The sequence below is a fragment of the Microbacterium sp. 1154 genome (assembly GCF_031455375.1).
Classification (GTDB): Bacteria; Actinomycetota; Actinomycetes; order Actinomycetales; family Microbacteriaceae; genus Microbacterium.
Map to the genome: position 1 here is coordinate 674,183 of NZ_JAVDSN010000001.1, position 19,000 is coordinate 693,182.

The following is a 19,000-nucleotide window of genomic DNA, read 5'->3' on the forward strand; positions in this document are numbered from 1 at the left end:
CTCACTTGATCGCGCCCTTGGCGATGTCGCCGATGAACTGCCGGGCACCGATGAGGAACACGACGAGCAGCGGCAGCACCGCGAGCAGGGCTCCCGCCATGACCATGCCGTAGTCCTGGCCGAACGCGGTGTTCAGTTGGGCCATGGCCACCTGCAGCGTCACCTGGTTGGGGTTGGTCAGCACGACCAGCGGCCAGAGGTAGTCGTTCCACGCAGCGATGAACGTGAAGATGCCGAGGAAGCCCAGGCCCGGGCGGATGAGCGGCAGGCACACCGTGAACCACTGGCGGAAGAAGCCCGCTCCGTCGAGCACCGAGGCATCCATCAACTCGTCGGGGATGGACGACACCATGTACTGGCGCAGCCAGAAGATGCCGAACGCGTTGGCGGCGGCGGGCACGACCAGCGCCTGCAGCTGTCCGGTCCAGCCGAGGTTGGTCATGGTGATGAACTGCGGGATGACGGCGAGCTGCATCGGCAGCATGAACGTCACGAGGGTGATCGTGAACAGCGTGCGCCGCAGCGGGAACTCGAATTTGGCGAACGCGAAGGCGGCGAGGGAGTCGAACACCAGCACGAGGAACGTCACGCTGCACGCCACGATCACCGTGTTCAGCAGCGAGCCCGCGAAGTCGATCCGCGTGAACACCGCCTCGATGTTGTCGAAGAGGCGGGGTCCGGGGACGAAGGTGGGCGGCGTCGTGTAGATGTCGCTCGTGGAGTTGCTGGCCATGACGACCAGCCAGTACAGCGGGAAGAGCGAGATGAACGCGCCGGCGCTGAGCACGCCGTACAGGAGCACGCGGCTCGGGGTCACTTTGCGACGACGGCGGAGTGGCACGCCCGCGGTTGTGATGTGCTCGGTGATCGTCGCGGGCGGAGGGGTGGTGACGGTCATGCGCGGGCCTGGTCTTCCTTCTTGCCGGCGGTGAAGCGCCAGCTGATGATGGTGAAGATCACGACGATGAGGAACACGCCCCAGGCGATCGCGGCGCCGTAGCCGAAGCGGTTGTAGCTGAAGGCCTGCTGGTAGAAGTACAGGACCATCGTCAGACCGCCCTGGCCGGCACCGCCGCTGTTGGGGTTGGTGGTGCTCGAGCTGGCCGTCAGCACCTGGGCCTCGGTGAAGCTCTGCATGCCGGTCACGGTCGAGACGACCAGCACGAAGATGATCGTCGGGCGCAGAAGCGGCAGCGTGATCGAGAAGAAGCTGCGGATGGGTCCGGCGCCGTCGAGCTTGGCGGCCTCGTAGACCTCGCCGCCGATGGACTGCATCCCGGCGAGGAAGATGATCGCGTTGTATCCGGTCCACTGGTACGTGATGAGGATCGAGACCGTCAATTGGATGCCGAAGGGCGTCGACAGCCATTGCACGCCGGGGAGTCCCAGAGCGTGCAGGAAGGAATTGGCGAGGCCGAAGTTCTCGCCGAAGATCGAGCCGAACAGCACCGCCATCGCGACGACCGAGGTGATGTTCGGCACGAAGTACGCGATGCGGAAGGCCGTGCTGAAGCGCACGGCGTTGTTCAGCATGGCGGCGACGGCCACGGCGACGATGAGCATCGGGAACGTCGACAGCACGAAGATGACGAACGTGTTGCGCACCGAGAGCCAGAACGTGGGGTCGGTGAACAGGCGGGTGTAGTTGTCGATGCCCGTCCACTTCGCCGCTCCCAGGCCGTTCCAGTCCTGGAACGACAGCACGAGGGAATAGGCCGTGGGGAAGAGGCCGAAGCCCAGGAAGAGCAGGAAGAACGGGGCGATGGCCACGTACATCGGCCAGTGCCGAATGAGGCCCCGGCCTCGGGGGCGCGCGCTGGGGCGCACCCCCGAAGCCGTCATGACGCGCGTGGCGGATGTCACTTAGAGCGCTCCCACACCTGCTGGGCGGCAGCCAGGGCGTCGTTCCACGCCTGCTTCGGGTCCTTGCCCTGCGACTGCACGTTCGTCAGCTCCGTGATGAAGGGAGCCTGCAGCTCGTTGTCGATCGGGCTGGTGTAGCTGATGGGCATGTTCTCGGACGCGGTCTTGAAGACGTCGGTCGTGACCTGACCGCCGAAGAAAGCGTCGGGCTGCTGCAGAGCGGGCTGGCTCAGCGCCGCGGTCGAGGAGGGGAAGTTGCCGACCTCGGTGTAGGTCGTGGCCTGGTTCTCGGCATCCAGGAGGTAATCGATGATCTTCACGGCCTCCTCCTTGTTGCCGGTGGAGGCGGGGATGGTCAGGAACGATCCGCCGATGTTGGCCGGGCCGCCCGGCATGGCCGTGACGTTCCATTTGCCCGAGGTGTCGGGGGCGTTGCTCTTCATGTCGCCCTGATACCAGGCGGCGCCGAGCAGTGTCGGAAGCGAGCCGTTGTTGACCGCGGCGGCCCAGTCGGGGCTGCCGTCCTGGATGCCGGCGACGAGACCGCGCTGGTTCGCTTCGATCGCGGTGTCCCACGCCTTCTTGACCTGGGCGCTGTCGCCGAGGAATTGTCCGTCCTGTGAAGCCATCTTGGTCTCGCCCTGGCCCATGACCTTGGTGAAGACGTCTTCCATCGAGACTTCGAGATAGGCGCCGGTGGCGGCCTTGAGCTTCTCGCCGAAGGCGAAGTAGTCGTCCCACGTCGAGGTGGCGGCGGCAACCGCAGCAGGGTCGGTCGGCAGGCCGGCCGCGGCGAGCACGTCGGTGCGGTAGTACAGCGCGGTGGGGCCGATGTCGGTGGGCAGGCCGATGAGCTTGCCATCCGCGGTGGTCGCCTCGGCCAGCTTCCAGGCGGGGAAGTCAGCGAGTTTGTCGTCGATTCCGAGCGTCTTGAAGTCGGTGAACAGGTCGGCCTGCTGCAAGAAGTAGGGCATGTCCTCGCCCTTGATCCCGGTGATGGAGGGGATGCCGCTGCGACCGGTGAAGACCGTGACGAGCTTCTGCTTCACGTCGTCGCCGATCGTGGTGACTTCGAGCTTGGCGTCGGGGAACTCGGTCTTGGCCGAGTCGACCACGCTCTCGCCGAGCCCGCCGGGCCAGGTCCAGAGCGTCATCGGGCCGTCGGACGATCCGGCACCACCGGAGCAGGCGGACAGGGACACGGCGGCGATGGCGGCGACGGCGACGGTGCCGAGCGCGCGTCGGTGGCGCGGGGTGAGGGTCATCATGGGCGGGTCACTCCTTGAATCGGGTGGGGTGCGAAGAAGAGGCGGTGCGGGATGCCGTGGAGCTGGCGAAGGGCGACGCGCCGTCGTGCAGCGCGGTGCGGAGGAAGGCGAAGCGCGCGGGGTCGGCGGCCGCCGGGTGGGCGTCGAGCCAGGGGAGCAGCTCGTCGAGACGGGGTGCGGCAGCAGCGCCGCCGGGGCGCGACACGGTGATCGCGGCCACGAGCGTGGCGAATTCCACACGCTCGCGGAGCGACCAGGCCGTGAGTTCTGCGGCGGCCAGTGCGCCGCCGAACACGTCGCCGGCGCCCGTGGCATCGATGAAGTCGATCGCGACGGCGTCGACCTCCACCTCTTCGCCCGCGGCGGAGTCCACGGCGATCGCGCCTCGGCCGCCGCGGGTGACGACGGCGAGCGGCACACGCTCGGCGAGGGCCCGCGCGGCGGAGCGGGCGTCGCTGGTGCGGGTGTAGGCGCGGGCCTCGGCCTCGTTGGGGAGGAAGGCGTGGCATCCGTCGAGCACATCGAGGGCGGTGGCATCCCACTGCTCGTCGGCATCCCAACCGATGTCGGCGAACACTTTCGTGCCGCGCGCGGCACGCTCACGCACCCAGGCGGACACCGACTCGTCGATGTGCAGGGCGGCGACGGGGGTGACGGGCGCCTCGCGGAGGAGGGATGCCAGGGCTGCGGCGGGTCGTCCGCCGGTGACGAGGGCGCGGTCGCCGTCGTAGTTCATGGCGGCCGTGACCGGCAGCGCCCAGTCCGGCACCTCGCGGACGCCGTCGACGATGCCCTCGGCGGCGAGACGGTCGCGCACGAGGCGCGAGAGCGGGTCGGCGCCCGCATCGGCGCTCAGCACCGTGGTGACGCCGAGGCGCGCAGCCGCGATCGCATAGTTGGCGATGCCGCCGGGCCCCCAGCCGAATGCGGGGGTCCAGTGCTCCTCGCCGAGACGGGGCGCCGAAGCGAGGTCGGCGAAGACGAGATCGAGGAAGAGCTGCCCCGCCGTCAGGAGGCGAGGGGTGGGACCGGATGCGACTGTCATCGGCCCCTCCTCTCTTCGGTGACGACCGGGGGCGTTGCACCGTTTATAGCATCGAGCGCTCAGGAGCGCGCAAATTTTTGCGTGTAAACATTTTGTTACTGAGCGATTTTGAGCGGTATGGTGATCGCACCATGAAAGACGTCAGAGATCGCGAGATCCTCCAGCACCTCCGTTCCGCCCGTGCGGCCACGGTCGCGGAGCTCGCCGAAGCCACCGGTTCGAGCATCGCCACGATCCGCCGCGATCTGCAGCGCCTCGACGACGCCGGGCTCCTCCGGCGCACCCACGGCGGCGCGGTGATGAGCGAGGGCGACGCCCCCTTCGCGACCGTCGAGCCCGTCAACCGCGAAGGCAAGGAGCGCATCGCGCAGGCCGCGGCAGCGACCATCCGCGACGGTCAGGCCGTCATCCTCGACGTCGGCACGACGACGCTGCAGCTCGCCCGTCTGCTCCGCGGCCGCGCGGTCACCGTCATCACGAACAACCTCGCGATCTACGACGTGCTGCGCGACGAGCGCGACACGCACCTCGTGCTGCTCCCGGGCGACTACGACCCGGTCTATCGCAGCGTCGCCGGTCACCTCACGACCGAGTCGTTGCGCCTGATCCGCGCCGACCACGCCTTCCTCGGGGTCAGTGGCATGTCGCCCGAGGGCGACCTCCGCGACACCACGCTGGCGCAGGTGCCGATCAAGCAGGCCATGCTCGCGGCGTGCGACGCAGCGACGGTGCTCGCCGACCACAGCAAGTTCCCCGGCAGCGGCGCCGGACGTATCGCCCTGCCCCTCGCCCTGCGGCGGCTCATCACCGATGCGCCGCTCGAGGGCCCGATCGTCGAGTCCCTGGGCCGACGGAATGTCGAGATTGTGACCGCATGAAGCTTGCCATGATCGGTGGCGGAGGATTCCGCACCCCTCTGGTCTACCGCGCCCTCCTCCTGGACCGTGATCCGGGCCGTGTCGACGAGGTCGCCCTCATCGACACCGACGGCACCCGCCTGCGGACCATGGCCCGCATCCTCGAAGACCAGGCGCGAGAATTCGCCGACGCCCCTCGGGTGAGCGTGCACACGGATGCCGAAGAGGGTCTGCGCGGCGCCGACTTCGTGTTCTCGGCCATCCGCGTCGGTGGTATGGCGGGTCGGGCGGCCGATGAGCGCATCGGCCTGTCGCACGGGGTCATCGGCCAGGAGACCGTGGGATTCGGTGGCATCTCGTACGCGCTGCGCACCCTGCCGGTGGCGATGCAGCTCGCCGAGCTCATCCAACGCGTCGCTCCCGACGCGTGGGTGATCAATTTCACCAACCCCGCGGGTGTCGTCACCGAGGCCATGGGGCGCGTGCTCGGAAAGCGCGTCATCGGCATCTGCGACTCACCGATCGGCCTGGCCCGCCGCGCGCTCGGGGCCCTCGGCATCCGCGATTCCGCCGATGTCGAGATCGAGTACGCCGGCCTCAACCACCTGGGGTGGCTCACCGCCCTGCGCCGCGACGGCGTCGACCTGCTGCCCGAACTGCTCGCCTCGCCCGAGCGCATCGAGTCGTTCGAAGAGGGCGCCCTGTTCGGTGCCGACTGGATCCGCACCCTCGGCGCCCTGCCCAACGAGTACCTGCACTACTACTCGTACCGTCGCGATGTGCTGCAGGCCGACCAGTACGCCGCGACCACCCGCGGGCGTTACCTGCTCGACCAGCAAGCGGGCTTCTGGGACGAAGCCGCGACGGCTCCGCGCCCGCACGCCGCGTGGGAGGCCTGCCGACACGAGCGCGAAGTCACCTATATGGCGACCAACCGCGACTCGGCCGGCATGGGCGACCGCGATGAGGAAGACCTGGTCTCGGGCGGTTACGAGAACGTCGCGATCGCCCTCATGCGCGCGATCGCCTACGACCAGTCGGCGCGCCTCATCCTCAACGTGCCCGGTGGCGGTGTGCTCGCCGGCCTCGACGATGAGGCCGTGGTCGAGGTGCCGTGCGTCGTCGGCGCCGACGGCCCCCGCCCGATCGCGAGCGCGGCCGTTCCCGACTTCGGTCTCGGGCTCGTCACGACCGTGAAGTACGTCGAGCGCCAGACCATCGAGGCAGCTCTCCACGGCTCGCGCGCCGCCGCCCTGCGCGCGCTCGCGCACCACCCGCTCATCGACTCGGTGCGGGTCGCCCGGGCGCTGCTCGACGACGCCGGCTCCAGCTTCGCCGACCTGTCGTACCTCCGCTGACCCGGGGGTGCGGTGCCGACCCGAGGCGCCGCACCCCCGCACCACGTCCTCGCTCCCACCCGAAGAACCGCGAACCCCGAACCGCGCGGCCCCGAACCCCGCGCAGCCCCGAATCGGAGACCACCGTGCACCAGAACCTCACGCTCGTCGAAGAGCGCATCCACCGCGTCCTCACCGAGCGCATCGTTCCCGCCGTCTACTCGGCCCGCGTCCCCGTCTCCCTCAAAGCCTGGATGGTCCCCGACGAGCCGGTCCCGGCATCCGAGGCCCTGGCTGCCGAGTACACGCCCTTCGCCGTCGGTGACAGCTGGGGTCGCGCATGGTCGACGTGGTGGTTCGAGGTCACCGGTGAGATCCCCACCGACTGGGCCGGTCGTACGGTCGAGCTGCTGCTCGACCCCGGCTTTCAGGGCGACTGGCCCGGCAACCAGGCCGAGGCGCTCGTGCACACCCCCGACGGCGTGCAGGTGAAGGGCATCCACCCCCGCAACCACTACGTGCGCCTCGCCGATGAAGCGGCGGGCGGCGAGCCGGTGCACTTCTTCGTCGAGGCCGCGGCCAACCCCGACATCCTCGTGAACGATTTCGTCCCCACGGCCTTCGGCTCGAAGAAGACCGCTCCCGAGAAGCCGATCTACACCTTCCGCACCGCCGAGCTCGCGGTGTTCGAGCCCGAGGTGTGGGCGCTGCAGTTCGACGTCGAGGTGCTGTACCAGCTCCTGAAGGAGCTGCCCGAGACCGAGCCCCGCCGCCACGAGGTCATGCGGGCGCTCGAGCGGGCGCTCAACGTGCTGCGCCTCGACGACATCGTCGGCACCGCAGCCGCCGCCCGCGCCGAGCTGGTCGACGTGCTCTCGCGCCCGGCATCCGCCTCCGCTCACCGCCTCTCGGGGATCGGTCACGCGCACATCGACACCGCGTGGCTCTGGCCCATCCGCGAGACCAAGCGCAAGACCGCCCGCACGTTCTCGAACGTCCTCGCCCTCGCCGAGCAGTACCCCGACTTCCGTTTCGCCGCGTCGTCGGCCCAGCAGTACGCGTGGGTCAAGGAGCGCTACCCGCACGTCTGGGAGGGGATCAAGGCCGCGATCGCGAAAGGCCAGTGGATCGTCGTGGGCTCGCAGTGGGTCGAGCCCGACGGCAACCTGCCCAGCGGTGAGGCGATGGTGCGCCAGATCACGCAGGGTATGCGCTTCTTCCGCGACGAGCTCGGCGTCGAGACGCACGGCATCTGGCTACCCGACTCGTTCGGCTACACCGCCGCGTTCCCGCAGATCGCGAAGCTCGCGGGGCTCGACTGGTTCCTCACGCAGAAGATCTCGTGGAGCCAGACCAACAAATTCCCGCACCACACCTTCTGGTGGGAGGGCATCGACGGTTCGCGCATCTTCACGCACTTCCCGCCGATCGATACCTACAACTCCACGCTCGAGGGCGAGGAGCTGCACCACGCCGTGCGGCAGTTCCGCGACAAGGGCAAGGCGACGACCTCGCTCGTGCCCTTCGGCTACGGCGACGGCGGCGGCGGACCCATCCGCGAGATGATGGAGCGCCAGCGCCGCGTCGAGTCGCTCGAGGGCTCTCCCCGCGTCGAGATCGAGCACCCCGACGACTTCTTCGCCGCCGCCCGAGCCGAGTACCCCGACGCTCCCGTGTGGGTCGGCGAGCTGTACCTCGAGCTCCACCGCGGCACGTTCACCTCGCACGCCCGCGAGAAGCGGGGCAACCGCGAGGCCGAGAACCGCCTGCGCGAGGCCGAGCTGTGGTGGACCGCCGCCGCGCTCAAGGGCGCCGAGTACCCCTACGGGGCGCTCGACCGCCTGTGGCAGGGCGTGCTGCTGCAGCAGTTCCACGACATCCTGCCCGGCTCCTCCATCCAGTGGGTGCACGAGCAGAACGAAGAGGACTACGCGATCGCGCTCGCCGAGCTGGAGCGCTTGATCGCGGAGGCTCTCGAGGCTGCGGGTCTCTCGGCCGCGGTCGTGAACTCGGCCGATCACGCGCGCCGGTCTCTGGCCCTGGATGCCGAGGGCACGCCGCTCGCACTGGTGGAGGCGCCGGCGCTGGGCGTGGCATCCCTCGTTCCCGTCGTCCCCGCGCACCCGGTCTCCGCGCAGCGCGACGGCGAGACCATCGTGCTCGAGAACGGCCTCGTCCGCGTGACGGTGGACGCCCGCGGTCTCGTCACCTCGATCATTGACCTCGTCGAGCAGCGCGAGCTCGTGCCCGCCGGCCGCGTCGCCAACCTGCTGCAGCTGCACCAGGACCTGCCGAACGCGTGGGACGCGTGGGACATCGACGCGCACTACCGCCACACCTTCGACGATCTGGATGCCGCCGACGCGGTCGAGCTGCTCGTCGACGGCGATCTGCGAGCCCGGGTGGTCGTGACCCGCGCGTTCGGCACGTCGCGGGTGACGCAGACCATCGCGGTGCAGGCCGACGACGTGCGCGTGCACTTCGCCGTCGACCTCGACTGGAACGAGCGCGAGAAGCTGCTGAAGGCGTCGCTGCCGTTCGTCGTGCACGCCCACCACCACAGCGCCGAGATCCAGTACGGGCACGTTCGACGCGCGACCCACACGAACACCTCGTGGGAAGACGCGAAGTTCGAGGTCATGGCCCACCGCTGGGTACACGTCGAGGAGCCCGGTTACGGCATCGGCGTGACCAACGCGGCCACCTACGGTCACGACATCACCCGCACCGTCGGTGCGTCGGGCGAGGTCGAGACCGAGGTGCGCCTGAGCCTCGTGCGCGCCGCGAATTCTCCCGACCCGATCCAGGATGCCGGCCACCACACGTTCGCGTACGCGGTGCACCCGGGAGCCGACATCGCGGCGGTCGTGGCATCGGGTTACGAGCAGAACCTGCCGCTGCGCCGGCCCGCCGCCGAGGGCGGCGTCGAGTCGTGGAGCGTGCTGCGCTCGACCAACGAGGGCGTCCGGATCGAGGCCGTGAAGCTCGCCGACGACCGCTCGGGTGATGTGATCGTGCGTGCGTACGAGGCGCTGGGTCGCCGCGCGGCGACGACTCTCGTGCCCGGCTTCGCCGTGGCATCCGTCGACGAGGTCGACCTGCTCGAGCGCCCGCTCGGCGCCGACATGGCGCGTTCGCGCCACCTCGCGCACGAGGGCGACGAGCTCCAGCTCGAGCTGCGGCCGTTCCAGGTCGTGACGCTGCGGTTGACCCGCGGATGAGCCTCAGCACGACCCCGACGGCCCCCTGGCGACAGCGCATCGGCGTGCTCGCCGTGTGGCTCGTCGGGGTCGTCGCGTACGTGGTCTCGATCGTCAACCGCACCTCCCTCTCGGCCCTCGGGCTCGAGGCGGCGGACCGGTTCGCGATCACCGCGGCGACGCTGTCGCTTCTGGCCGTCGTGCAGCTCGCCATCTACGGCGCGCTGCAGCTGCCGGTCGGGCTGCTCCTCGACCGATTCGGGGCGCGTACCGTGCTCACGGTCGGCATGTTCGTGATGGCGGCGGCGCAGGTGCTTCTCGCGGTCGCCCCGAGCGTGGGCCTCGCGATCGCCGCGCGTCTGCTCATGGGTGCCGGCGAGGCCGCGATCTTCCCCGGCCTGCTGAGGGTCATCGGGATGCGCTTCCCCCGACGCCTCGCACCGACGGCCGTGCAGGTGACCGGACTCCTGGGGCAATTCGGTCAGATCATCAGCGTCGTTCCGCTCGCGGCCCTCGTCGGTCTGTCGGGGTGGACGTCGGCCTTCCTCGCGGTGGCCGCGGTCACGGCTTTGGTGGGCGTGTTGGTCGTGGTCGTCGTCCACGAGCGCGGGTCGGCCGCCGGCGCACGGGAGCCGATCGGCCGGTCCGTGCGCGCGGCCTGGCGTGCGGCGGGCACCCGGCTGGCGTTCTGGGTGCACTTCGTCACCTCGTTATCGGGCAACGCCTTCGCGATCCTCTGGGGCTTCCCCTTCCTCGTGGCCGGACAGGGCCTGGATGCCGCGACCGCGGGCGGACTGTTCACGGTCTATGTCGTCGGCGGTATCGTCTTCGGGCCGCTCGTGGGTGCCGTCTCCGGGAGGTTCCCCCGTGCTCGGACCGCCCTCGTGATGGCTCTCGTCGCCGCGCAAGCGGCGTCGTGGGCGGCGGTTCTGGTGTTTCCCGACCGGGCGCCGCTGCCCCTTCTCGTCGTGCTCGCCATCGCTATGTGCGTTGGGGGGCCCGCGTCGATGATCGCGTTCGACATCGTGCGCGACCACAACCCGCCCGAGCGGCTGAGCACGGCGACGGGGGTGGTGAACGGCGCGGGTTTCCTCTCGAGCATCCTCGTGATCCTGGCGATCGGCGCCGTGCTCACCCTGCAGGCCGGTGGGGGAGAGTTCTCGCTCGCCGCGTTCCGTCTGGCGGAGCTCGTGCAGGTGCCCTTCTGGGCGATCGGGCTCCTCCTCGTGATGCGCGCGCATCGCCAGGTGACGAGCCGCGGCATCGTGGCGTCCCGCGCGGGAGTCGGCGTCGTCGGATAGCGACGGAGCGATCGGATGGACGGCGGCCGGATGCCACCTTCTCCGGCCGTCCTCGTGGGACGATCTCCCCACGGCCCGAGGAGGAACCATGACCGAGTCCCGCACGCTGCCCCCCGAAGCGCTGAACGACTGGAGCGCCGCTCTGGCGGAGCGCTTCGGCCTCGCCGAGGGCGACATCCCCATCTCTCTGATCCTCGACCTCGCGCGCGACGTCGCGAACGATGTCGCCCGGCCCGCGGCCCCGCTCAGCGCCTTCGTCGCCGGTCTCGTCGCCGGCCGGGCGGGCGGCTCACCCGCCGACACCGAGGCCGCCGTGGCGGCGGTGGTGCAGATGGCGCGCGAGTGGGAGAACCGCTGAGGTCGGATACCCAGCAGCGTGACCCCGGCGCGCGTCGCCTGCCGGTGTCACTCGAAGAGGCCCGACAGCACGATCGTGCGCGCGCGAGGATCCAGGGCGACGGTCGCGCTGTGACCGGACGCCGAGAACAGCTCGTCGAGCGCGGGGCTGCCCTCGAAGGGCCCGGCCGGCAGTTTCGCGCGCATCCCCGACACGAGCTCGGGCGGCTGCACGGAGTCGAGGTCTCCCGCCGCCTGCAGGGCGTCGACCTCGGACTGTGGGACGACCGCCACGACGTCGACCCAGTACGTCGTCGGCCCCACGTCGGAGGTGCCGGTCGTGCCGCCCATCCACTCGATCGACTCCGCCGATGCGAGCTGCGGGTAGCGCGTCGCGATCGGCGCGAGGTCGGTGCGCAGGGTGCCGTCCCCCTGCTTCGCCGCCGGGTCGCTCGTCATGTCGTTCCCCCTGGGGTGTGGTGAGGTGGGCGCGCAGCCCGTCGTGCTCGCGATCGCGACCGCGAGAAGAGCGATCGCCAGATATCGACGCATCATCTATCGACCTTCGTTCGGTGGCGAAACGGGCGGAGGCGACCGGTCACGGCCCCACGTACTCCCCGCGGGGGCGCAGCCGCATCGCCGGCTCGGCGTACTCCGCGGCGATGTGCGCGATCCATCCGGCTATCCGCCCGAGCACGAAGATCGTGCTCGCCGCGTCCTCGGGGAGGCGGGCTCCGGATGCCAGGGCCGCGAGCGCCAGGTCCACGTTGGGCCGCAACCCCGCCCGGTCGGCGACGACGTCGGACAGCCGCCGCACGGCATCCATCGTCCGTTCCCCGTCGGGCAGCTCGGCGAGGAGCGGGAAGAGGGCTTCGGCCCGGTCGTCGCCCCCGGAATAGAGGGGGTGCCCGAAGCCCGGGATGCCGTTGCCCTCGTGCAGCGTGTCGGTCAGCGCCCGCTCGGGTTCCTGGCCCCGCCGCACGCGCGTGAGCAGGCGGGCGGTCCGGGTGGCCGCGGAGATGTGCAGCGGCGAATCGGCCGCGCCGAGGGCGGCGCTGACGGCGGCGTATCCGTCGGCGCGTGCCGAGGCCGCAACGCGTGCGGCGAAGGTCGACACCGCGAGGTCGTGGTCGATCAGCAGCACGAGCGCGGCGTTGACGGCGGCGATGGTCGCCGGGCCGGTCGGCGCGTTCCAGACGCTGACCAACGACCGCGCGATGTCGGCGTCGGGGTGGCCGCCGAGCGCGACGGGAAGACCCGTGAGGAGCGTCCACCCGATGCGGTGGGCCGACGCGGTCGACGCGTCGTAGCGCAGCGGGTCGTCGGAGGCGAAGCCGGTCACCGCGGCGCGCAGGCGGTCCATCGATCCCGCGTGCAGGGGCAGGGCCTCGACCATCGCGCGGGCGCTGCCGATCGCGGGGTCGGGGGCGTCGACGCGGGGCGCATCCCACAGCCAGGCGACGATCTCGGCGAAGGGCTCGGTCATCAGGTCGCGGGCGCGGCGGCCGCGGTACAGCAGCTCATCGTCTTCGATGTCGGCGATGTCGGTCTGCACGATGCCGAGGGGCATGCCGGTCGTGGGGTGCGTCGGCGTTCGCGGCGCCGTGCGACGGCGGCCCGAGGCGAAGGCCTCCACCTCGAGCGCGTCGAACGTCGAGCCGCGGGCGTCGCGCTCGCGGTGGAGCAGTCCGCGCGAGACATACGCGTACACGGTCTCGGCTTTCACGCCGAGGCGCGCGGCGACCTGGGCTGCGGAAAGACGGGGGAGGGATGCGGTCATCTTGATCCGATCAACGTTGACGCTGAGATCGTCATGTTCGCACACTGAGCGCATGAGCGACCTGATCGATGTGCCCCGCGGACTGAACGGCGTCGTCGCGGCCGAGACGACCATCAGCGATGTCGACGGCGACGCCGGCGTCTACCACTACCGGGGCTCCTCCGCGGTGGAGCTGGCGCGCACGCGTTCCTTCGAGGACGTCTGGCAGCTACTGGTGGTGGGGGAACTCCCGGATGCTACGACCCGAGCCGCCTTCGCCGCGCGCGTCGCGAATGTCCAGGCCGACCCCGCCCTGCCCGGGCTGATCGCCGCGGTCACGGCCCGCACCGATCAGCCGCTCGCGGCGCTCCGCGCGGTGTGGACGCTCGCGGCATCCGCCCGCTCGTCCGCGGCGCTGTACGACCTCGATTCCGATGCGCGGCTCGACGAGGCGATCGCCTTCGCCGCCCTGGCCCCGCTCGCTCTCGCGCCCGGGGCGGCGGGCGGTCGCGGCGTGGTGGCCGACTACCTCGAGCGCGTGACCGGGACGGCTCCCGACGACGCCCACGTCCGGGCGCTGTCGGCCTACCTGGTCGCGGCGATGGACCACGGCTTCAACGCCTCGACCTTCACGGCCCGGGTCATCGCGTCGACGGGGGCCGACATGGCATCCTGCCTCTCCGGCGCGCTCGGCGCGCTCTCGGGGCCGCTGCACGGCGGAGCCCCGGCCCGCGCCCTCGACAGTCTCGACCGCGCGGACGACGACCCCGCCGCCTGGATCGCGGGAGAGCTCGATGCGGGACGCAGACTGATGGGCTTCGGGCACGCGGTGTACCGCACGGCCGATCCGCGCTCCGAGCTGCTGCGCGAGGTCGCGCGCGGCCTCGGCGGCGACCGCGTGACCCAGGCGCTGGCCTTCCAAGAAGAGGCCGAGCGTCAGCTCGCACAGCGCCGGCCCGAGCGCCCGCTGCACGCCAACGTCGAGTTCTACGCCGCGGTGGTGATGGAGCAGTGCGGTATCCCGCGCGCGATGTTCACCCCCACCTTCGCCCTCGCCCGCACGATCGGATGGACCGCGCACGTGCTCGAGCAAGCGCGGGACCCGAAGATCATCCGGCCGGCGGCGCGGTACGTGGGGCGCGCGTACGGGCGCTGACGGCCCGCCGGGATGACCGGACGAATGGTCGGATGCCGCGGACGATCGGTCGGGCGCGGAGGGCGACACCGGATGAGCATCGGAACATGACCACGACCGCTCCCGTTCCGACCTCACTCCCCGCCCCGCCCTCGCTGCGGTACGGCGGCCTCATCGTCGTGATGCTGCTCAGCTTCCTGCTCGTCACGGCGGAGTTCCTCCCCAATGGCGTGCTCACCGAGATGGCAGCCTCGCTCGGCATCACCCCGGGACAAGCCGGTCAGACCGTCACGGTCACGGCCCTGGCGGGTCTGCTCGTCGCCCCGACGGTGGGCCTGCTGCTGCCCCGACTCGACCGTCGCACCCTGCTCGTGCTGGCGGCGGCCGCGGCCGCGCTCTCGAGCCTCGTCGTCGCGATCGTGCCGAGCCTTGTCGCCATCCTCGTCGCGCGGTTCCTGCTGGGGGCTGCGATCAGCTCGTTCTGGTCGATGTCGATCACCGTGGCGGCACGCCTGTCGAGCCCCGAACGCATCGGCCGCGCCGTCATGTTCGGCTCCGCGGGGCTGTCGCTGGCCACCGTGGCGGGCGTCCCCCTCGGCGTCGCGCTGAGCGAGGCGCTCGACTGGCGGCTCGCGTTTCTGCTCGTGGCCGTGGCGACCACGGCGGTCGGCATCGCGGTGCGCCTCGTGCTGCCGCCCGTCCCGGCGGCCGCGGCGTCGAGCCTCGGCATCCTGGTCGACACCCTCCGTCGCCGGGGAGTGGCCGGCGGCATGGTCGGGCACGTGCTCGTCGTCCTCGGCCACTTCCTCGCCTACACCTACGTGCGCCTGTCGCTCGAGCGCATCCCCGACGTCGACGCGGGCACCATCGTGCTGCTCTTGGCCCTGTTCGGAGTCGGCGGGTTCGTGGGGAACATCTTCGTCGGGATCATCGTCGACCGCGCCTTCGCGCGTCTGGCCGTCGTCGGTCCGCTGGTCATCGCCCTCGCCGTGGCCACCGTCGTCCTGCTCCCCTCGGCGGTGGGCGCGGTCGCGGCCGCCGTCCTGGTCTGGGGCTTCTTCTTCTCGTCGTGGCTCATCATCGTGAACACCTGGGTCGGGCACCGCATGCCCGACCGTCTCGAGGCGGGCGGCAGCCTCATCGTCACCGGCTTCCAGCTCGCGATCACCATCGCGGCCGGCCTCGGCGGCCTGCTCGTGGACGCCGCGGGAGTCGTGACGGTGGATGCCATCGGCATCCTGCTGCTCGTGATCGGCGCCGTGCTGTTCGGTCTCTCCCTGCGCCGGCGTTCCCTCGCGGGCTGACGATGACGACCCCGTCGCTACCGAGGGGGCGGCGGGGTCTCAGGCGGTGAGCGATCTACGAGCGCTGCGCCACTCCGACGGGGCGACCCCGGCGTGACGCCGGAACGCGCGGCGGAATCCCTCGTCGGAGGCGTAGCCCAGAGCCCGCGAGGTCTCCGAGACGGGCGTCCCCGCGTCGAGAAGGTCTTCCGCGCGGCGCATCCGCACCGCCGTCACGTACGACGCGGGTGAGGTGCCGAACACCTCGCGGAACCGGGCAGCGAACACCGAGCGCGACATCGCTCCGAGCGCCGCGAGCTGATCGATCGTCCACTCGCGACCGGGGTCGTCATCGACGGCGGCCGCCACGCGGGCGAGGAACGGGTCGGCGGTCCGCGGCGGCCACGACGCGTCCTGCTCGGACGCGGCCCACGCGCGCAGCGCCGACAGCAGAACAGTCGTCACCATGAGCTTGCAGATCGTCTCGTCGCCGTGGCGGTCGAGGGCGGCCCCCGGCGCGGGGACGCCGAGATGGGCGGCGAGACCGGCGGCCGCGGGCTCGGCGCGAGCGAAGCCGCTCACGAACACGACCGGCGGCAGAGCGCGCGTGTGAACGGTCGGAACCACCTCGAGCGGCACGACGGTCACCTCGGCGCCCGACTGCGACGCCAGCTGGAGCGGGTGGCATCCGAGCGAGACGAACGCGTCTCCGGTGAGCAGGGTGCGCCCGCCCTCGACCGCCATCGCGGCTCCGGAGGGCGCGTTCACGGAGCATCCGGCTCCCGCGGCGCTGACGCCGGTGAGCTCGCCGGAGCGGACGTACACGATCGCCGCCTCGCCGCGGGCCAGCGTCACCCTCTCACCCGTAGACAGCGACTGCCGCCAGGCCTGCCCGGGGTGGACGTCGATGTTCGACAGAGCGCTCTCGAGCGCGGCACGGGACGTCATGAGAGCGGCAACCCCGCTCGTCTCGGCGCTATTCCGCGCGTCGTCAGCCCAACAGCTCGAGGCCGCTGAACAGCCCGATCGTCACCGAGAGCAGACCCGCCGCCACGCCCGCGATGAACCCCGCCGCGGCGAGTTCGCGCGCCATGCGCGCGTTCAGGCTCAGGATGCCGCACACGAACGAGATCAGAGCCAGCACCCACATGCCGATCTGGATCCACATCAGGTTGTCGACGTCGGCGATCGCGCTCGCCGTGGCGACGAAGAGGTACCAGGCGATGACGATGGCGCCGGTCACGATCGCGATGACGGACGCGATCCGCAGGTCGCCCTTCGGTGCGGGAGGGGCGGGCGGCTCGTCCCGCGGGGGGATGTCGACGGCCGGTTCCAGCGAATCGGGGAGGTCGTCGTCTGCCATGCGTCGATCCTCCCAGGTCGGGCGCTCATCCGGGGGAGGTCTTGACGGCCTCGGGGCGTGCGAGCGCGCTTAGGCTCGACGCGATGAGAACCGTGGGAGTCGACCTGGCGGCCGGAGCCCCCGGCACCGCCCTCGCCGAGATGGTGTGGATGAACGGTACGGCGCGGCTCACCCGGCTCGAGATCGGGATCCAGGATGCCGACATCGTGGCATCCGTCGCTTCTGGCAACGCGTGGCTCGGGGTGGACTGCCCGCTCGGCTGGCCCGACGCGTTCGTCGACTTCGTGCAGGCGCACCACGCCGAGGCGGACCCCGCGCTCGGCCCGGTCGACGGAGGGGCGGAGTGGCGCCGCTCGCTCGTCTATCGCCACACCGACCACGTCGTACGCGAACGCATCGGGCGCTGGCCGCTGAGCGTCTCGACCGACCGACTGGGCGTGACGGCGCTGCGCGGCGCGGGACTGCTGCGGCGGTTGGCCGAGGCCGGATTCCCGGTCGATCGCGCGGCCGAGGGGCGCCTGTTCGAGGTGTATCCCGGCGGTTCGCTGCGCCTCTGGGGCTTCGACACGAGCGGGTATCGAGTGGATGCCACCCGCCGGGCGCTCCTGTTCGACGCCCTGACCGAGCGGGTACCGTGGCTCGACGTCGGCGGGTTCGCTCCCCTGGCGATCGCGAAGGCCGACGCCTTCGACGCCGTCATCGCCGCTCTGGCCACGCGCGCTGGAGCCCTCGGATCGTTCGAGCGCCCGGCGTCCGGAATGCTCCCCATCGTTCGGCGCGAGGGGTGGGTCGTGCTGCCGGACGGGCCCCTCGAGACGCTGGCGGCGACATAGGCTGGCGCCATGTGGGGCGATCGCGGGGCGAAAGCGGCGGAGAAGCGCGTGCAGCGCTTCCTCGAGGATTACGACATGCAGTGGCGGCGTGTAGCGCCCGTCTTCGCGGATCGTTCCACGCGGCGGGACGCGTTCTCGCAGTGGCGAGAACTCGTCGTCCCGCTGACACGTGATCACGTGGTGGGGGAGCACGTCCGCTTGGACTCCTCTTTCGGTACGCCGCCGGGCTACGGGGTCGCGGTGGAACGGATCGTGCGTTCCGAGGTCGAGGGCGATCGCGCGTTCGTCCTGACCGAGATGATCGACTCGCCGACGCGTCAGAAGCACGAGTACGTTCTCGAGCGCGAAGGGCGCGGGTGGAAGATCAGCGCCATCGAACAGCACTTCGACGACCCCCGCACTCCCTTCGCCGATGCGGCACAGGCCCGGGCGCTCGCCGCCGACGCGGCACCGGACGCCTCTCTCGACGAGGTGCCCGACGAACAGCGAACCCTCGACGAGGTGCGCAACTTCACCGAGCGCTCGGTCGTGCACCGGCGCAGCGGAGAGGAGTCGGAGGTACGCGTCTCGCCCGCGGGAACCCTGGTGACGACGTCGGGTGTGCTCGCCGTGCTCGACTTCGGATACGACAACGACGACGCGCGACCCCTGGCCCGCAGCGTGGCCCCGGGGGCGTACCCGGTCGAAAGAGTGACCGGTTTCGGCCGCAACGCCGCCCTGCGGGTGCGTTTCAGCGATCGAATGCCGGTGACCTGGCATCCCGCCGATCTGCCGTCCGGCCCGGGGCACTTCTTCGGCGTCGACGCGGGCTGCGCGTGCATCGTCGATCTTCCCGCGTACGCGACCATGAGCCGTCGAGCCAAGGCCGCGGCCTTCACCGAGTACATGTACGCGCCCTCGCCGAGCGTCCAGGAGGTCGCTCTCGGGCCGTCCGACGTGGGCATCGTCGCGGAGTCCGGGTACGGCGACGGTCAGTACCCGGTGTACTGGGGGATCGACGAGACGGGCGCGGTCGCACAGCTCGTCGTCGACTTCCTGGTGCTCGTCACCGCGGACGAAGAGGGGAACCTGCGGCACCTGTGAGGCGACCGGCCGCGTGATGGTGCGGCCGGCCTCTTGCGGTCGTCTCGCAGGGGCCGTTGCGTTGCTCAGATCGAATTGCGCTGCTGACTCAGAGCGGCAGCCGGAGCCGCCGCGATGAGCGCGGCGATGAGGAGCAGGGCGCCGGTATCGCCGCGAACGGTGAGCATCGCAAGACCCGACAGGCCAAGGACGAACACGGACGCCCACAGAAGGAACACCGCCACGGCACTCGTCCACACGGGCTGCCCGAACGGCCTCTGGTTCAGATCGGTTCGCACGGTGCCTCGCCTTCGGGTCGCTCGTAGAGGAGGAGGTGTCATACAACGACGCGGCGCCT

18 protein-coding genes are annotated in these 19,000 nt (G+C 70.8%); 9 read left to right on the forward strand and 9 right to left on the reverse strand.

The genetic code is table 11. From position 1 onward, the window contains the following. Position 1: 1 nt before the first annotated feature. Genes J2X55_RS03040 through J2X55_RS03055 form a run of 4 tightly spaced genes read right to left on the reverse strand, consistent with a single transcriptional unit; the run spans position 2 to position 4,176 of the window. A complete protein-coding gene (locus J2X55_RS03040; RefSeq protein WP_115916264.1) occupies positions 2-898 on the reverse strand; it encodes a carbohydrate ABC transporter permease in 897 nt (298 codons plus the stop codon). Further along, entirely contained in the window at positions 895-1,863 is a 969-nt protein-coding gene (locus J2X55_RS03045; RefSeq protein ID WP_309821772.1) for a sugar ABC transporter permease, read from the reverse strand. Before J2X55_RS03045 ends, J2X55_RS03040 begins: the two co-directional genes overlap by 4 nt. Further along, complete coding sequence (locus J2X55_RS03050; protein ID WP_309821773.1) at positions 1,860-3,131, reverse strand: extracellular solute-binding protein; 1,272 nt, start codon at positions 3,129-3,131, stop codon at positions 1,860-1,862. The genes J2X55_RS03045 and J2X55_RS03050 overlap by 4 nt, the downstream gene beginning before the upstream one ends. Before the next feature lie 7 nt (positions 3,132-3,138). After that, on the reverse strand, positions 3,139-4,176 hold the full coding sequence (locus J2X55_RS03055; protein WP_115916262.1) for a PfkB family carbohydrate kinase: 1,038 nt from the start codon (positions 4,174-4,176) through the stop codon (positions 3,139-3,141). Between the two features lie 131 nt (positions 4,177-4,307). Between J2X55_RS03055 and J2X55_RS03060 the strand changes: the two genes are divergently transcribed. From J2X55_RS03060 to J2X55_RS03080, 5 genes are all read left to right on the forward strand, one after another. Next, a complete protein-coding gene (locus J2X55_RS03060; protein ID WP_115916260.1) occupies positions 4,308-5,054 on the forward strand; it encodes a DeoR/GlpR family DNA-binding transcription regulator in 747 nt (248 codons plus the stop codon). Beyond that, positions 5,051-6,391 (forward strand): 6-phospho-beta-glucosidase, encoded by a 1,341-nt coding sequence (locus J2X55_RS03065; RefSeq protein WP_115916258.1) that lies wholly within the window; start codon positions 5,051-5,053, stop codon positions 6,389-6,391. Before J2X55_RS03060 ends, J2X55_RS03065 begins: the two co-directional genes overlap by 4 nt. 125 nt (positions 6,392-6,516) lie before the next feature. Continuing rightward, positions 6,517-9,591, forward strand: coding sequence for a glycoside hydrolase family 38 C-terminal domain-containing protein (locus tag J2X55_RS03070; RefSeq protein WP_115916256.1), 3,075 nt, complete (start codon positions 6,517-6,519; stop codon positions 9,589-9,591). After that, on the forward strand, positions 9,588-10,871 hold the full coding sequence (locus tag J2X55_RS03075; RefSeq protein WP_115916254.1) for a nitrate/nitrite transporter: 1,284 nt from the start codon (positions 9,588-9,590) through the stop codon (positions 10,869-10,871). The genes J2X55_RS03070 and J2X55_RS03075 overlap by 4 nt, the downstream gene beginning before the upstream one ends. Positions 10,872-10,959: 88 nt before the next feature. Continuing rightward, positions 10,960-11,229, forward strand: coding sequence for a DUF6457 domain-containing protein (locus tag J2X55_RS03080; RefSeq protein WP_309821774.1), 270 nt, complete (start codon positions 10,960-10,962; stop codon positions 11,227-11,229). Between the two features lie 47 nt (positions 11,230-11,276). Here the strand turns inward: J2X55_RS03080 and J2X55_RS03085 are convergent, their stop codons facing one another. Together J2X55_RS03085 and J2X55_RS03090 are read right to left on the reverse strand one after the other, a co-directional pair. Continuing rightward, the gene (locus tag J2X55_RS03085; protein WP_309821775.1) at positions 11,277-11,666 is read right to left on the reverse strand and encodes a hypothetical protein; all 390 of its coding nucleotides are present in this window, start codon (positions 11,664-11,666) and stop codon (positions 11,277-11,279) included. 139 nt (positions 11,667-11,805) lie between these two features. After that, entirely contained in the window at positions 11,806-12,987 is a 1,182-nt protein-coding gene (locus J2X55_RS03090) for a citrate synthase (protein ID WP_309821776.1), read from the reverse strand. A gap of 52 nt (positions 12,988-13,039) precedes the next feature. Between J2X55_RS03090 and J2X55_RS03095 the strand changes: the two genes are divergently transcribed. Continuing rightward, a complete protein-coding gene (locus J2X55_RS03095) occupies positions 13,040-14,122 on the forward strand; it encodes a citrate/2-methylcitrate synthase (RefSeq protein WP_309821777.1) in 1,083 nt (360 codons plus the stop codon). Positions 14,123-14,208: 86 nt separating this feature from the next. Continuing rightward, positions 14,209-15,405, forward strand: a complete 1,197-nt coding sequence (locus J2X55_RS03100) for an MFS transporter (RefSeq protein ID WP_309821778.1) — start codon at positions 14,209-14,211, stop codon at positions 15,403-15,405. 39 nt (positions 15,406-15,444) lie between these two features. Here the strand turns inward: J2X55_RS03100 and J2X55_RS03105 are convergent, their stop codons facing one another. Together J2X55_RS03105 and J2X55_RS03110 are read right to left on the reverse strand one after the other, a co-directional pair. Beyond that, complete coding sequence (locus J2X55_RS03105; RefSeq protein WP_309821779.1) at positions 15,445-16,332, reverse strand: AraC family transcriptional regulator; 888 nt, start codon at positions 16,330-16,332, stop codon at positions 15,445-15,447. A 43-nt stretch (positions 16,333-16,375) separates the two neighbouring features. Beyond that, positions 16,376-16,747, reverse strand: coding sequence for a hypothetical protein (locus J2X55_RS03110; protein ID WP_115916244.1), 372 nt, complete (start codon positions 16,745-16,747; stop codon positions 16,376-16,378). An 83-nt stretch (positions 16,748-16,830) separates the two neighbouring features. On the opposite strand from J2X55_RS03110, the gene J2X55_RS03115 reads away from it, so the two are divergent. Next, the gene (locus tag J2X55_RS03115; protein WP_309821780.1) at positions 16,831-17,580 is read left to right on the forward strand and encodes a DUF429 domain-containing protein; all 750 of its coding nucleotides are present in this window, start codon (positions 16,831-16,833) and stop codon (positions 17,578-17,580) included. A 9-nt stretch (positions 17,581-17,589) separates the two neighbouring features. Continuing rightward, positions 17,590-18,663 (forward strand): DUF4241 domain-containing protein, encoded by a 1,074-nt coding sequence (locus J2X55_RS03120; protein ID WP_309821783.1) that lies wholly within the window; start codon positions 17,590-17,592, stop codon positions 18,661-18,663. Between the two features lie 65 nt (positions 18,664-18,728). Here the strand turns inward: J2X55_RS03120 and J2X55_RS03125 are convergent, their stop codons facing one another. Then, the gene (locus J2X55_RS03125) at positions 18,729-18,941 is read right to left on the reverse strand and encodes a hypothetical protein (protein ID WP_309821785.1); all 213 of its coding nucleotides are present in this window, start codon (positions 18,939-18,941) and stop codon (positions 18,729-18,731) included. Between the last annotated feature and the right edge of the window lie 59 nt (positions 18,942-19,000).